General features: G+C 71.0%; 12 protein-coding genes and 1 pseudogene. 6 read left to right on the top strand and 7 right to left on the bottom strand.

Going from position 1 to position 15,262, the window contains the following annotated elements; genetic code table 11:
• Positions 1-39 precede the first annotated feature (39 nt).
• The 4 genes from FHX52_RS00050 to FHX52_RS00035 form a co-directional block, all read right to left on the bottom strand.
• The gene (locus tag FHX52_RS00050; RefSeq protein WP_221630379.1) at positions 40-1,245 is read right to left on the bottom strand and encodes a winged helix-turn-helix domain-containing protein; all 1,206 of its coding nucleotides are present in this window, start codon (positions 1,243-1,245) and stop codon (positions 40-42) included.
• Between the two features lie 17 nt (positions 1,246-1,262).
• Positions 1,263-1,949, bottom strand: coding sequence for a response regulator (locus tag FHX52_RS00045; RefSeq protein WP_141818835.1), 687 nt, complete (start codon positions 1,947-1,949; stop codon positions 1,263-1,265).
• A 91-nt stretch (positions 1,950-2,040) separates the two neighbouring features.
• A complete protein-coding gene (gene hpf / locus FHX52_RS00040) occupies positions 2,041-2,730 on the bottom strand; it encodes a ribosome hibernation-promoting factor, HPF/YfiA family (RefSeq protein ID WP_246069534.1) in 690 nt (229 codons plus the stop codon).
• 254 nt (positions 2,731-2,984) lie between these two features.
• Positions 2,985-3,692 (bottom strand): ComF family protein, encoded by a 708-nt coding sequence (locus FHX52_RS00035; protein ID WP_141818837.1) that lies wholly within the window; start codon positions 3,690-3,692, stop codon positions 2,985-2,987.
• Positions 3,693-4,451: 759 nt separating this feature from the next.
• Here FHX52_RS00035 and FHX52_RS00030 point away from each other — a divergent pair.
• The 4 genes from FHX52_RS00030 (at position 4,452) to FHX52_RS00015 (ending at position 8,104) form a co-directional block, all read left to right on the top strand.
• Positions 4,452-5,159 (top strand): ComF family protein, encoded by a 708-nt coding sequence (locus FHX52_RS00030; RefSeq protein ID WP_141818837.1) that lies wholly within the window; start codon positions 4,452-4,454, stop codon positions 5,157-5,159.
• Positions 5,160-5,413: 254 nt separating this feature from the next.
• Positions 5,414-6,103, top strand: coding sequence for a ribosome hibernation-promoting factor, HPF/YfiA family (gene hpf / locus FHX52_RS00025; protein ID WP_246069534.1), 690 nt, complete (start codon positions 5,414-5,416; stop codon positions 6,101-6,103).
• A gap of 91 nt (positions 6,104-6,194) precedes the next feature.
• On the top strand, positions 6,195-6,881 hold the full coding sequence (locus FHX52_RS00020) for a response regulator (RefSeq protein ID WP_141818835.1): 687 nt from the start codon (positions 6,195-6,197) through the stop codon (positions 6,879-6,881).
• A 17-nt stretch (positions 6,882-6,898) separates the two neighbouring features.
• Positions 6,899-8,104: a winged helix-turn-helix domain-containing protein gene (locus FHX52_RS00015; RefSeq protein WP_221630379.1), complete on the top strand. Its 1,206-nt coding sequence runs from the start codon at positions 6,899-6,901 to the stop codon at positions 8,102-8,104.
• A 91-nt stretch (positions 8,105-8,195) separates the two neighbouring features.
• Here the strand turns inward: FHX52_RS00015 and FHX52_RS24055 are convergent, their stop codons facing one another.
• The gene (locus tag FHX52_RS24055; protein WP_221630377.1) at positions 8,196-10,133 is read right to left on the bottom strand and encodes a S8 family serine peptidase; all 1,938 of its coding nucleotides are present in this window, start codon (positions 10,131-10,133) and stop codon (positions 8,196-8,198) included.
• A complete protein-coding gene (locus FHX52_RS24050) occupies positions 10,130-11,503 on the bottom strand; it encodes a S8/S53 family peptidase (RefSeq protein ID WP_221630375.1) in 1,374 nt (457 codons plus the stop codon). The genes FHX52_RS24055 and FHX52_RS24050 overlap by 4 nt, the downstream gene beginning before the upstream one ends.
• Before the next feature lie 225 nt (positions 11,504-11,728).
• Between FHX52_RS24050 and FHX52_RS23660 the strand changes: the two genes are divergently transcribed.
• Together FHX52_RS23660 and secA are read left to right on the top strand one after the other, a co-directional pair.
• On the top strand, positions 11,729-11,899 hold the full coding sequence (locus FHX52_RS23660) for a hypothetical protein (RefSeq protein WP_185747013.1): 171 nt from the start codon (positions 11,729-11,731) through the stop codon (positions 11,897-11,899).
• A 257-nt stretch (positions 11,900-12,156) separates the two neighbouring features.
• Positions 12,157-14,984: pseudogene (gene secA / locus FHX52_RS00005) on the top strand (preprotein translocase subunit SecA).
• 182 nt (positions 14,985-15,166) lie between these two features.
• Here the strand turns inward: secA and FHX52_RS24500 are convergent.
• The coding region (locus FHX52_RS24500) for an Rv3235 family protein (RefSeq protein WP_281287993.1) at positions 15,167-15,262 on the bottom strand (96 nt) is incomplete at its 5' end.

The raw sequence follows: 15,262 nt of genomic DNA, 5'->3' as shown, positions 1-15,262 counted from the left end.
GCCGAGCGGGGCACCTGCAGTGCGTCACCGGCGACGGGGTCAGCCGTCAGTCAGGCCAGGGAGGTCGACCCGCCCCAGGCCGAGCCAGGACGCCATCGACTCGAGGTTCGTGACCAGGGCGGCCCGGGCCGCCGGGGGTGCCCCTGCCTCCCAGGTGATGCGGTGGCACCGGAGCACCCCGGCCGCGCGATCGGCCTTGAGGTCGCAGCGGGCGACGAGGTCCTCTCCGAAGAGGAAGGGCAGGACGTAGTAGCCGTGTACGCGCTTCTCGACCGGGGTGTAGATCTCGATGCGGTAGTGGAAGTCCCAGAGCGCGAGGATCCGGTCGCGTTGCCAGACGAGCGAGTCGAAGGGGCTGAGCAGCGCCTCGGCGTGCGCACGCCGGGGCAACCGTGCCTCGGCGTGCAGCCAGGCCGGCTTCCACCCGGGGACGGAGACCGGGACGAGCTCGCCGTCGGCGACGAGTCGGGCGATCGCCGGCCGGGCGTCCTCGCGCCTGATGCGGAAGTAGTCGGCGAGGCAGAGCTCGGTGCCGACGCCGTGCGCACGCGCCGCGATCCGCACCAGCTCGACGTGCCGCTCGGGGTCGGCCTCGGCGCCCGGCCGCTGGGTCCACGCCTCACGCAGCGGCGGGGGCGCGGTGGCCGGCAGGGCGGCATACCGCCGCTCGAACTGGGCGGTGCGCCCGGCCGAGCTGATGCGTCCGGCCCAGAAGAGGTACTCGAGCGCCTGTTTGACGTCGGACCAGTTCCAGCCCCAGTGGTCGGTGCGGCGCGGCTGGTCGTGCTCGAGGGCCGCCTCGACCTCGCGAGCGGTCATCGGCCCCCGAACCTCGACCTCTGCGCACACGAGGTCGACGTAGTCAGGGCGCTCCTCGAGGATGCGGCGCATGCCGCCCCATGCCTTCTCGGCGGCGGCCCGCATCCTGAAGTCGAGCAACGGCCAGGTCGACGGCGGGATGAGGCTGGCCTCGTGGGCCCAGTACTCGACGAGGCGCCGGGGCGCCCGGTCGCGCGCGCGGTCGAGCAGAGCGGTGTCGTAGGGACCGAGCCGCGAGAAGAACGGGAGATAGTGGCTGCGGGTCAGCACGTTGACGCTGTCGATCTGCACGACCTGGACACGGTCGATGACGCGCTGGACCTGGCGCGCCGTCGCCGCGAAGGGAGCCGGACGGGGGTCGAGGAAGCCCTGGGCGGCGATGGCCACGCGCCGGGCCTGGGCGCGAGTGAGCGACCTCGTCGTCACGGGAGGGGCCACTCCCCTCACTCGCCGGGGTCGATGAGCCGCTGCCGGACGGCATACATCGCCGCCTCCATGCGCGAGTGCATCTGCAGCTTGTCGAGGATGTTGCGGATGTGGTTGCGCACGGTGTTCTCGGAGATGTAGAGCTCGGCGGCGATCTCGCGGTTGAGCCGGCCGCGGGCCACGAGCCGCAAGATGCCGAGCTCGCGCTCGGTGAGCCGCGGCAGCTCGAGACCGGGAGTCGGCGCGGGCAGGGTGTCACGCTGGCTGATCTGAGCGAACTCCAGGAGCAGCTTGGAGGCCATCATCGGGGAGAGCAGCGACTGGCCCTGGTGCACACCGCGGATGCCGGCCGCGACCTCCTCCGGCGGAACGTCCTTGAGGAGGTAGCCGTTGGCGCCGGCCCGCACCGCCTCGAAGAGGTTGGCCTCGTCGTCCGAGCTCGTCAGCATGAGGATGCGCGCCGACGGCACGCGCTGCTTGATGACGCGGCAGGCGTCGATGCCGCCGCGCTTCGGCATGCTGACGTCCATGACGATGACGTCGGGCAGCGTCTCCTCAGCCTGGTCGACCGCCTCGATGCCGTCGGCCGCCTCGCCCACCACCTCGATGCCGTCCTCCACCTCGAGCACGGTGAGCAGGCCCCGCCGGTAGAGGGCGTGGTCGTCGACGATGAGCACCCGGATGACCTCTGCGGTGACGTTCACGTCGTCATCCTGTCAGGCGGTGGCGACGGCGGGGCGTCGACCGGGCATTCCCGGTGACGCCCCGACGCCTCGCCGCACCGGCCGCAGGGGGTCAGCCCGTGGCGGCGACACTCCCGACAGCCTCGACAGGGGACGGGGTGTGTCGGGAGTCGGCTCCGGATGCAGAGTCGGTCTCGAGGTGCAGGACGCCGTAGCTCCAGCCCCTGCGCCGGTAGACGACGCTCGGGCGGTCGGTGTCGGCGTCGTGGAACAGGAAGAAGTCGTGCCCGACGAGCTCCATCTGGTTGACCGCGTCCTCGAGCGACATCGGCGCCGCCGTGTGGACCTTCTCGCGGACCTCGATCGGGGAGTTGCCCAGGGCTCCGAAGCGGTCGAGGTCGTCGACCTCAGCCTCGGGCGTCGCCGTCGTCACAGGGGCTGCACCGTTGGTCGCAGCGTCGATGCGGGCGGTGGCCCGGGCCACCGACTCCGGCTGGCGCCGGCCGCGACTCACACGTTGCTTGTCGTGCACCCGCCTCAGTCGTTCCATGAGCTTGTCGACGGCCGCGTCGAGCGCGGCGAACTTGTCGTCCATGCACGCCTCGGCCCGGATGACGGGCCCCTTGGCGTGACAGGTGATCTCCACCTTCTCGGATCCGCGAGCAACCCGCTCGTGGGTGACGACGACGTCGATGCGATGGACCTTGGGAGCCAGCGCCGGCACCTTGGCCAGTCGCTCCTCCAGCAGCTCACGGAATCGGTCGGGGATCTGGACATGGCGTCCAGTGACGACGATCTCCACGGTTCCTCCTTGTCGCGCGCGACTTCTTCGCGCGCATGTGGCGACGTGTTGACCGGGCCGGCCTCAGCGAGGTCAGGCCCGCCGTTCGATCGGCACCACCCCTCTCCCGCTCCGTGCGTCCTGACCTCGAGCACGCCCGTCGATCGGGCTGCCGAGCCCTTCAGGACGGGGCCTTGACTCGACCCTACTTGGCCCGAGACGACCATGTGAAGCGTTGTGACGCCCGGACTGCACCATCACAGCGGACTCATGGGTCACACCTTCTCGTGACGCTGCGTGGCCGCGAGCGACGCGCCGACGACCTGCACGGCGCCGGCTCGGCGCAGCGCCCGAGCGGCCTCGGCGAGGGTGGCGCCCGTGGTGACGACATCGTCGACGACCATGACATATCGGTCGCGAATCACGTTGTGCCACATGGGGTTGACCGCCATGGCGCCGGCGAGGTTGCGGCGTCGTTCGGCGATGTTGAGTCCGGACTGGTCTGCGACCCGCCGCACCTGACGCAGCGCCGGGACCACGCGCAGCCGGGAATGTCTCGGCTGCCGCCCGACCCAGGTGGCGAGGTCGAGCAGAGGCGCGTCACCGCGACGCCGCTGCGCCCCCGCCGACGAGGGCGCCGGCACGACGACGACCGGCCGCTCGCCCCAGCCGGCCGCGTCGAGGGCCGCCTGGACAGAGCGGTCGAGCAGGGGTCCGAGCACGGCCACGAGGTCGCGGCGATCCGCGTCCTTCCACGCCGACACGGCTGCCCTCACCGGGTCGGCGTAGGCCACGACGGCGTGGGTCGGGGGCATCGACGGCGGCAGCGGCCGAGGACGCACGGGCACCGGGTCCGGTCCGAGCTCGAGCCGCTGCAAGGCGAGGTCGCAGCGCGCGCACCACCGGGTGCCGGGGCGGTGGCACGCGGCGCACTCGGTGGGCAGCACGAGGTCGACGAGTCGAGAGGCGAGGGGCTGGAGCATCCCCGGAGTCGACCATTCGGACCGAGGTCCCCGCCCCTATGTGGATTCCGCTGTGGACGACGACAGCCCGAGCCGCTGCCCCATCCGGGAGGTGTGGACGAGCCACGACGGTCGGCTCGCGCCCTCGTCCCCTCCCCTGCGACCCACCGAGCAGTCGTCAACACCACGAGGGTATGCCGCGCCCCCGGTCACGACACCGGGGCCCGGCCGGCCGCCCAGGTGGTGAGGGAGCAGTCACGGGCAGGGACGAGGACGTCGGTGGCCCGCACGACCTGCCGCCATGCGGACCCCGCCCGGTCCAGGCCCAGCCGTCGTCCGACGTGATGACGATCCCCCGTGGGCCCGCGGTCGTGATGGTCGCGGCGCGGGCACGGGTGCGGTCCGGCTCGCTCGGCCGTCGTGCGGCCGTGGCGGCGCATGCGTCGAGGCCCATTGCCGACCGTGCCCAGCAGGGCCGAACCGGCTGCGGCCGTCGGCCGAGCGGTTCGGCCTGGGTGGGCACGGTCGGCATGGGCCTCGACGCATGCGCAGCCACGGCCGCACGACGGCGAGTCGACCGGACCCACCCGTGCCCGGCGCCGCGACATACCTCGTGGTGTTGACGACTGCTCGGTGTGTCGCAGGGGAGGGGACGAGGGCGCGAGCCGACCGTCGTGGCTCGTCCACACCTCCCGGATGGGGCAGCGGCTCGGGCTGTCGTCGTCCACAGCGGAATCCACATAGGGGCGGGGACCTCGGTCCGAATGGTCGACTCCGGGGATGCTCCAGCCCCTCGCCTCTCGACTCGTCGACCTCGTGCTGCCCACCGAGTGCGCCGCGTGCCACCGCCCCGGCACCCGGTGGTGCGCGCGCTGCGACCTCGCCTTGCAGCGGCTCGAGCTCGGACCGGACCCGGTGCCCGTGCGTCCTCGGCCGCTGCCGCCGTCGATGCCCCCGACCCACGCCGTCGTGGCCTACGCCGACCCGGTGAGGGCAGCCGTGTCGGCGTGGAAGGACGCGGATCGCCGCGACCTCGTGGCCGTGCTCGGACCCCTGCTCGACCGCTCTGTCCAGGCGGCCCTCGACGCGGCCGGCTGGGGCGAGCGGCCGGTCGTCGTCGTGCCGGCGCCCTCGTCGGCGGGGGCGCAGCGGCGTCGCGGTGACGCGCCTCTGCTCGACCTCGCCACCTGGGTCGGGCGGCAGCCGAGACATTCCCGGCTGCGCGTGGTCCCGGCGCTGCGTCAGGTGCGGCGGGTCGCAGACCAGTCCGGACTCAACATCGCCGAACGACGCCGCAACCTCGCCGGCGCCATGGCGGTCAACCCCATGTGGCACAACGTGATTCGCGACCGATATGTCATGGTCGTCGACGATGTCGTCACCACGGGCGCCACCCTCGCCGAGGCCGCTCGGGCGCTGCGCCGAGCCGGCGCCGTGCAGGTCGTCGGCGCGTCGCTCGCGGCCACGCAGCGTCACGAGAAGGTGTGACCCATGAGTCCGCTGTGATGGTGCAGTCCGGGCGTCACAACGCTTCACATGGTCGTCTCGGGCCAAGTAGGGTCGAGTCAAGGCCCCGTCCTGAAGGGCTCGGCAGCCCGATCGACGGGCGTGCTCGAGGTCAGGACGCACGGAGCGGGAGAGGGGTGGTGCCGATCGAACGGCGGGCCTGACCTCGCTGAGGCCGGCCCGGTCAACACGTCGCCACATGCGCGCGAAGAAGTCGCGCGCGACAAGGAGGAACCGTGGAGATCGTCGTCACTGGACGCCATGTCCAGATCCCCGACCGATTCCGTGAGCTGCTGGAGGAGCGACTGGCCAAGGTGCCGGCGCTGGCTCCCAAGGTCCATCGCATCGACGTCGTCGTCACCCACGAGCGGGTTGCTCGCGGATCCGAGAAGGTGGAGATCACCTGTCACGCCAAGGGGCCCGTCATCCGGGCCGAGGCGTGCATGGACGACAAGTTCGCCGCGCTCGACGCGGCCGTCGACAAGCTCATGGAACGACTGAGGCGGGTGCACGACAAGCAACGTGTGAGTCGCGGCCGGCGCCAGCCGGAGTCGGTGGCCCGGGCCACCGCCCGCATCGACGCTGCGACCAACGGTGCAGCCCCTGTGACGACGGCGACGCCCGAGGCTGAGGTCGACGACCTCGACCGCTTCGGAGCCCTGGGCAACTCCCCGATCGAGGTCCGCGAGAAGGTCCACACGGCGGCGCCGATGTCGCTCGAGGACGCGGTCAACCAGATGGAGCTCGTCGGGCACGACTTCTTCCTGTTCCACGACGCCGACACCGACCGCCCGAGCGTCGTCTACCGGCGCAGGGGCTGGAGCTACGGCGTCCTGCACCTCGAGACCGACTCTGCATCCGGAGCCGACTCCCGACACACCCCGTCCCCTGTCGAGGCTGTCGGGAGTGTCGCCGCCACGGGCTGACCCCCTGCGGCCGGTGCGGCGAGGCGTCGGGGCGTCACCGGGAATGCCCGGTCGACGCCCCGCCGTCGCCACCGCCTGACAGGATGACGACGTGAACGTCACCGCAGAGGTCATCCGGGTGCTCATCGTCGACGACCACGCCCTCTACCGGCGGGGCCTGCTCACCGTGCTCGAGGTGGAGGACGGCATCGAGGTGGTGGGCGAGGCGGCCGACGGCATCGAGGCGGTCGACCAGGCTGAGGAGACGCTGCCCGACGTCATCGTCATGGACGTCAGCATGCCGAAGCGCGGCGGCATCGACGCCTGCCGCGTCATCAAGCAGCGCGTGCCGTCGGCGCGCATCCTCATGCTGACGAGCTCGGACGACGAGGCCAACCTCTTCGAGGCGGTGCGGGCCGGCGCCAACGGCTACCTCCTCAAGGACGTTCCGCCGGAGGAGGTCGCGGCCGGCATCCGCGGTGTGCACCAGGGCCAGTCGCTGCTCTCCCCGATGATGGCCTCCAAGCTGCTCCTGGAGTTCGCTCAGATCAGCCAGCGTGACACCCTGCCCGCGCCGACTCCCGGTCTCGAGCTGCCGCGGCTCACCGAGCGCGAGCTCGGCATCTTGCGGCTCGTGGCCCGCGGCCGGCTCAACCGCGAGATCGCCGCCGAGCTCTACATCTCCGAGAACACCGTGCGCAACCACATCCGCAACATCCTCGACAAGCTGCAGATGCACTCGCGCATGGAGGCGGCGATGTATGCCGTCCGGCAGCGGCTCATCGACCCCGGCGAGTGAGGGGAGTGGCCCCTCCCGTGACGACGAGGTCGCTCACTCGCGCCCAGGCCCGGCGCGTGGCCATCGCCGCCCAGGGCTTCCTCGACCCCCGTCCGGCTCCCTTCGCGGCGACGGCGCGCCAGGTCCAGCGCGTCATCGACCGTGTCCAGGTCGTGCAGATCGACAGCGTCAACGTGCTGACCCGCAGCCACTATCTCCCGTTCTTCTCGCGGCTCGGTCCCTACGACACCGCTCTGCTCGACCGCGCGCGCGACCGGGCGCCCCGGCGCCTCGTCGAGTACTGGGCCCACGAGGCCAGCCTCATCCCGCCGTCGACCTGGCCGTTGCTCGACTTCAGGATGCGGGCCGCCGCCGAGAAGGCATGGGGCGGCATGCGCCGCATCCTCGAGGAGCGCCCTGACTACGTCGACCTCGTGTGCGCAGAGGTCGAGGTTCGGGGGCCGATGACCGCTCGCGAGGTCGAGGCGGCCCTCGAGCACGACCAGCCGCGCCGCACCGACCACTGGGGCTGGAACTGGTCCGACGTCAAACAGGCGCTCGAGTACCTCTTCTGGGCCGGACGCATCAGCTCGGCCGGGCGCACCGCCCAGTTCGAGCGGCGGTATGCCGCCCTGCCGGCCACCGCGCCCCCGCCGCTGCGTGAGGCGTGGACCCAGCGGCCGGGCGCCGAGGCCGACCCCGAGCGGCACGTCGAGCTGGTGCGGATCGCGGCGCGTGCGCACGGCGTCGGCACCGAGCTCTGCCTCGCCGACTACTTCCGCATCAGGCGCGAGGACGCCCGGCCGGCGATCGCCCGACTCGTCGCCGACGGCGAGCTCGTCCCGGTCTCCGTCCCCGGGTGGAAGCCGGCCTGGCTGCACGCCGAGGCACGGTTGCCCCGGCGTGCGCACGCCGAGGCGCTGCTCAGCCCCTTCGACTCGCTCGTCTGGCAACGCGACCGGATCCTCGCGCTCTGGGACTTCCACTACCGCATCGAGATCTACACCCCGGTCGAGAAGCGCGTACACGGCTACTACGTCCTGCCCTTCCTCTTCGGAGAGGACCTCGTCGCCCGCTGCGACCTCAAGGCCGATCGCGCGGCCGGGGTGCTCCGGTGCCACCGCATCACCTGGGAGGCAGGGGCACCCCCGGCGGCCCGGGCCGCCCTGGTCACGAACCTCGAGTCGATGGCGTCCTGGCTCGGCCTGGGGCGGGTCGACCTCCCTGGCCTGACTGACGGCTGACCCCGTCGCCGGTGACGCACTGCAGGTGCCCCGCTCGGCGGGACACCTGCAGTGGTCGGTCCGGCGCGAGCAGCACCGGACGGTTCTCGGGCTACTTGCCGATCTTCACCGTGCGCGTGATCGAGTTGTTCGCCGGGGCGTCGTCGAGAGTGGCCGAGGCGACCGTCGCAGACGTCGTCACGACTCCCTTGTTGCCCTTGACGAGCAGGTGGACGTTGAACGACCACGTACCACCCGCCGCGAGCGACGTCGGCCGCGGGCACGTCAGCGTCTGGCCGGCCTTGGTGCAGCCGGCCGTGTCGAAGACGTAGACGGCCGCCTTGATGTCGGGCAGGGCGATCGTGACCGTCGGCGCGGCGGCGTCGGACGGTCCGACGTTCGTCACCGTTGCCGTGTAGACGATCGTCGCGGACGGCTTGTAGACGTCCTTGTCGCTCGTCAGTGCCATGCGGAGGTCGGCCTTCGTGTTCACCAACGTCGTCGCCGACGCGGTGTCATTGCTCGATACCGGGTCGTTCGTGGAGGAGTCGACCGTAGCCGAGTCGCTGATCGAACCGGCCGGCGTCGCCGGCTTGACGAGCGTCTGGATGACGACCGTCGTCGGTCCGGCCCCCGGCAGGATCGTGCCGAGGAGGCACTCGACCTGGTGCTCCGGCGGGTCGATCGGAATGGTCACGTGCACGCACGTGCCCGAACCCGACGTGACCGCGACCGACGTGAAGTCGACCGCGCCCGGCAGGACGTCGACGAGGCTGACGTCCTTGGCCGTCGACGGACCGTTGTTGCGTACCGTCAGCGTGTAGGTCAGCGGACGCCCGGCCAGCACGGGGTCAGGACTGTCCACCATCGTGACACTGAGGTCTGCCGACGCTGCGACCGTGGTGCTGACCGTGGCGGAGTTGTTTCCCGTGTCCGGATCAGCGGTGGTCGACGAGACGACGGCGTCGTTGTGCATCGAGCCCGTGAAGCCGGGATCGATGGTGGCGACGACCGTCATGGTGGGGGACGCGCCTGAGGCGACGTTGCCGAAGGAGCAGGTCGTCGGCTGTGACGAGTTACCCGGCACACCGGCGGTGCACGACCCGGTGGAGGCGGTGACGGAGACGACCGTGACGGCAGCGGGCAGCACGTCGCGCACGACGACGCCGGTCGCCGTCGACGGACCGGCGTTGGAGACGGTGCTCGTCCACGTGATCTGCCCACCGGCGGTGGCCGTCGCCGGCGCCGTCTTGACGATGCTCACTTCCGCTGCCCCGACGACGTGCAGCGTGTCACTCGCCGAGTTGTTGGAGGGGTTCGGGTCGATCGTCCCGGACGAGACCTTCGCGGTGTCGGCGAGGTCCTGGGGTTCGTTCGACCGCTCGCTGATCTCGATGGTGATGGACGTGTTGGCGCCGAGGTCGCCCAAGGCGCAGGTCGCCGTAGCGTTGCCCGACTGTGTGCCTGCGGGGGCGGTGCAGCCAGTGGACGACGTCGCGACGGTGAAGCCGGTGGTCGACTGGATGTCGTCCCTCAGCGTGACGGCCCGGGCGATCGCCGGCCCTGAGTTGGTGACCGTGATCGAGCAGGGATTGAGCACACCGGCCGGTGCGTCTCCGTTCGGGAGGCAGTTCTTCGTCACCGACAGGTCGGCTCGGCCCGTCGCCGCCGAGAAGGCGTCGAGGACGCCGGCTCCGAAGGCGTTGTCCGTGCCGGGGGTGCCACGATCGGTCGCGTTGGCCGTCATGACGGCGGTGAGCGCCGAGGGCGTCAGCGATCCGGGGCCGCCCGAAGCGTCGAGGACGAGGGCTGCGACACCGGCAGAGGACGGCGTTGCCGCCGAGGTGCCGAAGAAGCGACAGTCGCCCTGGGTCGCCGCCGGGCACGAGCCCGCCCCGAAGCCGCCGGCGCCACTGACCGACACGCCGTCGGCCGCGGCATACGTCGGCGCGATGGCCGTGCGGCCGCCGCCCCCGAGGACGCTCTGGTTCGCGCCGGGCGCGGCCGACGCGGGGCACGGGTAGGACGCCGAGCACACCGTCGTGCTCACGAGTGAGACGGGCCCCTGCCCGCTGTAAGCCCTCGAGGGGCGTCGTCGTGGGGTTCTGGTCGGCGCCGCCGTTCACGGCGCCTGCCGACGTGGCGAAGTCGGTGTAGTTGCTGTCGGGGTTGAGCGAGCCTCCGCTGCCCGTGGCGTCGATCGCGCCGGCACCGCGCCAGCGCAGGTCGAGCGTCGGGGTGCCCTTGGCGCCGCTGTTGCCGCTGTTGTTGACGGCGAGCTTGACCGTGACGGGGCTCGCGCCGCCGTTGGTCCAGGGACGCCTGCTCGATCGTGTCGCCGGAGCCGCCACCCTGGGCGGCGGTGCTCGTGGCGAGGCAGCTGGTCGCTGCCGCGTTGAGGATGTAGAGGTCGAGGTTGGTGAATCCGCCCGCGCCGGCGGTCGGGAAGATCGCGCGCGGCTCGCTCCACTGCAGCGTCGCCCCGATCGTCGCGCCGGGGTTCACGCTGACGTCGAACGTCGTGTCGGCCCCGTTGAAGGCGACCGTGTTCGTCGGTGCGACCACGCAGCCCGTAGGCGCCTGGTTGTCAGGACCATTGCCCGTGCCCGTCGCAACGACACGCGGTGCGTGCGTCGAGTTGAGGTTGCCCGAGGACGAGCTGACCCACACGCCCGCGGCGCCGAGGATCTCGCCGTTCGTGGCGGCGAGGCCCTTCTGGAAGGCGGGCTCGGCATCGAACGGGATGTCCTCGGTGACGATGTCGGCGCCGGCCGTCACGAGGTCGTTCTGGGCCGACACGTGGGCGGCGACCCCGCCGCCGGTGCCGTGGAAGAGGAGTCCGGCGCCGGGAGCCATGTCGTGGACGATCTCGAGCATGGCCGTTCCCTCGTCGCCGCTGCCGGCATCGAGCACGTTGACGCCGGCAGGCAGGTCTCCGAGGGACTGGGCAGCGGCGATCGCGCTGACACCGTCGGAGATGACGCCGACGTCGACGCCCCCACCATCGATGCCGATCGCCTGTGCGTCGTCGGCCCGATGCAGGGGGACACCCTCGCTGAGGAAGCTGCCCGCGTCGGCGGGGAGGATCTCCGTCGGTCGGATGGCGGCCACCCAGCCGAGCGCCGCGACCGCGTCGACGCGGTCATACGGCACGAGGGTTCGGAGCACCCCGGCATTGGGCAGCGCCTTGAGCTTTGCGGGCTTGACCCACTGGTCCGAGGCGTTGAGCACGCTCACGCCGAGCCGACGAAGGTCGGCCCGCTCCTTGCCGGTGAGCGTGCCGAGGGCGTGGATCTCGAGGTCGAGCGCACCGGCCCCGTCGACGCGCAGTAGCAGGTCGCTCACCGACTTCTGCTTGGCCGGGGTGAGCCGGTGCCCACCGCCGGTGGCCGCGCGCACCTCTGCCGCTCGCTGGTTCACGAGGGAAGGGACCTTGGAGGTCTTCGCCGCGGACGTGGCCGTTGCGGACACCCGATGCCGCGGTGGTGGCAGCGGTCAGGGGGATCGCTGAGGAGCTGGAGGGCAGGGCCACGGCGACCGCGGCACCCGAGTTGATGAGCGCCACCACACCGGCGGCAATGGTGAGGCGCCCGAGGGGGCCTGCGGGTCAGGGGACATCTCGAACCTCCTGACGGAGGGGGTGAGATGACGGCTGCGCGGCAGGACGTTGAACGGTCCGAGCAGGTGCGGGCGCTGGTGCGGGCGCAGGTGCTGGGGCCGACGATGGCAATCATGGCGACTGATCTCCGCTCGTTCGGCTGGATCCCCGAGACTTTTCAGGTTATTCCCGGGGTGGCCCGCCCACCGGCGAAATGACCGGATCGGGGCACACCGATGCTCACCCGGTCGGGGACGCGGACGCAGGCGTGGCCACGGACCCGGGCGGACGGCATACGGCCTGGTCGCTGGTGCGGAACCAGGGGAGCAGCTGGTGCGGAACCAGCGGAGGAGACGGTGCGTTGGTCGTTCCGTCAGGTGGACGGATAGCCTAGGCGGGTCCCGTGACCCATCGCGGGCGATGGAGCCCACCCACCGGGCGGGTCCACACGTTGAGTCGGGAGTGAGATCACCAGATGGCCGTCATCGAGAAGCTGCTTCGTGCCGGCGAAGGTCGGACCCTGAAGAGGCTCCAGGGCATCGCCAAGCAGGTCAACGCCCTCGAGGCCGACTTCGAGAAGCTCACGGACGAGGAGCTGCGCGACGAGACCAAGGGCTTCCGCGAGCGCCTCGACAACGGCGAGACCCTCGACATGCTCCTGCCCGAGGCCTTCGCCGCCGTGCGCGAGGCGAGCAAGCGCACCCTCGGCAAGCGGCACTTCGACGTGCAGATCATGGGTGGAGCGGCCCTGCACATGGGCAACGTCGCCGAGATGAAGACCGGTGAGGGCAAGACCCTCGTCGCGACGCTCCCGAGCTACCTCAACGCCCTGACCGGCAAGGGCGTCCACGTCATCACCGTCAACGACTTCCTCGCCGAGTACCAGTCCGAGCTCATGGGCCGCGTCCACCGCGCCCTCGGCATGGAGACCGGGTGCATCCTCGCGTCGATGACGCCCGAGCAGCGCCGGGCGGAGTACGCCAAGGACATCACCTACGGCACGAACAACGAGTTCGGCTTCGACTACCTGCGCGACAACATGGCCTGGGACCCGGCCGAGCTCGTGCAGCGCGGCCACCACTTCTGCATCGTCGACGAGGTCGACTCCATCCTCATCGACGAGGCCCGCACGCCGCTCATCATCTCCGGCCCGGCCGACCTCGCCACCAAGTGGTACGTCGAGTTCGCCCGGATCGTGCAGCGCCTGCACCGCGGTGAGGACGGCCGCGGCGACTACGAGGTCGACGAGAAGAAGCGCACCGTCGGCGTGCTCGAGTCGGGCATCGCCAAGGTCGAGGACCTGCTCGGCATCGACAACCTCTACGACACCGTCAACACCCTCTCATCGGCTACCTCAACAACGCCATCAAGGCCAAGGAGCTGTTCAAGAAGGACAAGGACTACGTCGTCATGAACGGCGAGATCCTCATCGTCGACGAGCACACCGGCCGTATGCTGCCCGGCCGGCGCTACAACGAGGGCATGCACCAGGCCATCGAGGCGAAGGAGGGCGTCGAGATCAAGAACGAGAACCAGACGCTCGCCACGATCACCCTGCAGAACTACTTCCGCATGTACGACAAGCTCTCGGGCATGACCGGCACGGCCCAGACCGAGGCCGCCGAGCTCAACTCGATCTACAAGCTCGGTGTCATCCCGATCCCGACGAACCGACCGATGATCCGCAAGGACCAGGCCGACCTCGTCTACCGCACCGAGGTGGCGAAGTACAACGCCGTCGTCGGACGACATCGCCGAGCGTCACGCCGAGGGCCAGCCGGTGCTCGTCGGCACGGTGTCGGTCGAGAAGAGCGAGTACCTCTCGCAGCAGCTGAAGAAGCGGGGGATCCGCCACGAGGTCCTCAACGCGAAGCAGCACGAGCGCGAGGCGACGATCGTCGCCGACGCCGGACGCAAGGGCGCCGTCACCGTCGCGACAAACATGGCCGGTCGAGGCACCGACATCATGCTCGGCGGCAACTCCGAGTTCCGAGCCGTCGCCGAGCTCAAGCGCCGCGGCCTCGACCCGCACGAGACGCCGGAGGAGTACGAAGCAGCCTGGGACGAGGCCCTGGCCAAGGCCGAGGCGGAGGTGGCCGCGGAGCACGAGCAGGTCACCGCGCTCGGCGGCCTCTACGTCCTCGGCACCGAGCGCCACGAGTCGCGCCGCATCGACAACAGCTCCGTGGCCGCTCCGGCCGCCAGGGAGACCCGGGTGAGTCGCGGTTCTACCTCTCGCTCAACGACGACCTCATGCGCCTGTTCAACGCCGCCCTCGTCGACCGCTTCATGACGACGGCCGGCATGGAGGACGACGTGCCGATCGAGAGCAAGATGGTCACGAACTCGATCCAGAAGGCGCAGGGGTCGGTCGAGGCGCAGAACTACGAGATCCGCAAGACCGTCCTCAAGTACGACGACGTCATGAACCGCCAGCGTCAGGTCATCTACGAGGAGCGTCGGGCGGTGCTCGAGGGGGAGGACCTCCACGAGCAGCTGCGGATGTTCGTCAACGACGTCGTCGGGTCCTACGTCGACGCGGCAACGGCCGAGGGCTTCGCCGCTGACTGGGACCTCGAGCGGCTCTGGGAGGCCCTGCGCCAGGTCTACCCCGTCGGCATCACGATCGAGCAGGTGGAGGACCTCGCCGGCGGACGCCAGGCCATCTCGGCCGCCGTGCTCCGCGAGCAGTTGATGTCCGACGCCCACCACGCCTACGACCAGCGCGAGGAGGCCCTCGGCTCCGACACGATGCGCGAGGTCGAGCGCCGCGTCGTCCTCTCCGTGCTCGACCGCAAGTGGCGCGAGCACCTCTACGAGATGGACTACCTCCAGGAGGGCATCGGCCTGCGCGCGATGGCGCAACGCGACCCGCTCATCGAGTACCAGCGCGAGGGGTTACAGCTCTTCGAGGCGATGATGGAGGCCATCAAGGAGGAGTCGGTCAGCCACCTGTTCTCCGTCGAGGTGCAGGTCGCGCAGCCGGCCGCGCCCGCCGTGGGCGCGGCGCCGATGTCCGTCGGCGACCTCGTCGGCGGCCTCGCCGCCGCGGCGCCGGGCGACAGTGCGGTCGCCTCCGGCGCGGACCACACGGGCGCGGCAGCCGACGACGAGAGCGGTCGCTCGTTCGCCCGCTCCGGCGTCCAGGTCTCCGGCGTCGACCTCCAGGACGGCCAGCGCCCGGCAGCCCTGCGCTACTCGGCTCCGGGTGAGGACGGCCACGTCGTCGAGACCGAGCCGCAGCGCACCGTGGAGCGACAGGCAGACCGACGCGGCAAGAAGGTCAAGCGCAAGCGCCGCTGAGAGCCGGCCGGCAGCCCGCCTGCCGCACGAGAACCGCGAGAAGGGTCCGTCCCCCTGGGGGACGGACCCTTCCCTGTCCGGGCTGTGTCGGCGCCGCTGTCTGGGCGTCTGGGCGTGTCCGCGAGGGCCGGCCGTCCGCGCATCGGTGCCACAGGACGTCGTGGCTCGGCCCGCTCGGCCACTCAGCCGATCGTCAGGGCCGTGACGACCCATCTGCCGTCGAGCCCCTCGAGGCGCATGGCGAGCGCCCGCACCCTGCCGTGCGCGACGACGGACGG

The organism is Humibacillus xanthopallidus (assembly GCF_006717145.1).
GTDB classification, from domain to species: Bacteria; Actinomycetota; Actinomycetes; order Actinomycetales; family Dermatophilaceae; genus Humibacillus; species Humibacillus xanthopallidus.
The sequence above is the reverse complement of the archived record's forward strand: the minus strand, read 5'-3'. Positions and strand labels throughout refer to the sequence as shown.

What these genes read in the sequence shown, in the direction of transcription:
- FHX52_RS00035 (WP_141818837.1), bottom strand. Translation starts at nt 3,692, where the DNA reads ATGCTCCAGCCCCTCGCCTCTCGACTCGTCGACCTCGTGCTGCCCACC.
- FHX52_RS00030 (WP_141818837.1), top strand. Translation starts at nt 4,452, where the DNA reads ATGCTCCAGCCCCTCGCCTCTCGACTCGTCGACCTCGTGCTGCCCACC.
- FHX52_RS23660 (WP_185747013.1), top strand. Translation starts at nt 11,729, where the DNA reads ATGACGGCTGCGCGGCAGGACGTTGAACGGTCCGAGCAGGTGCGGGCG.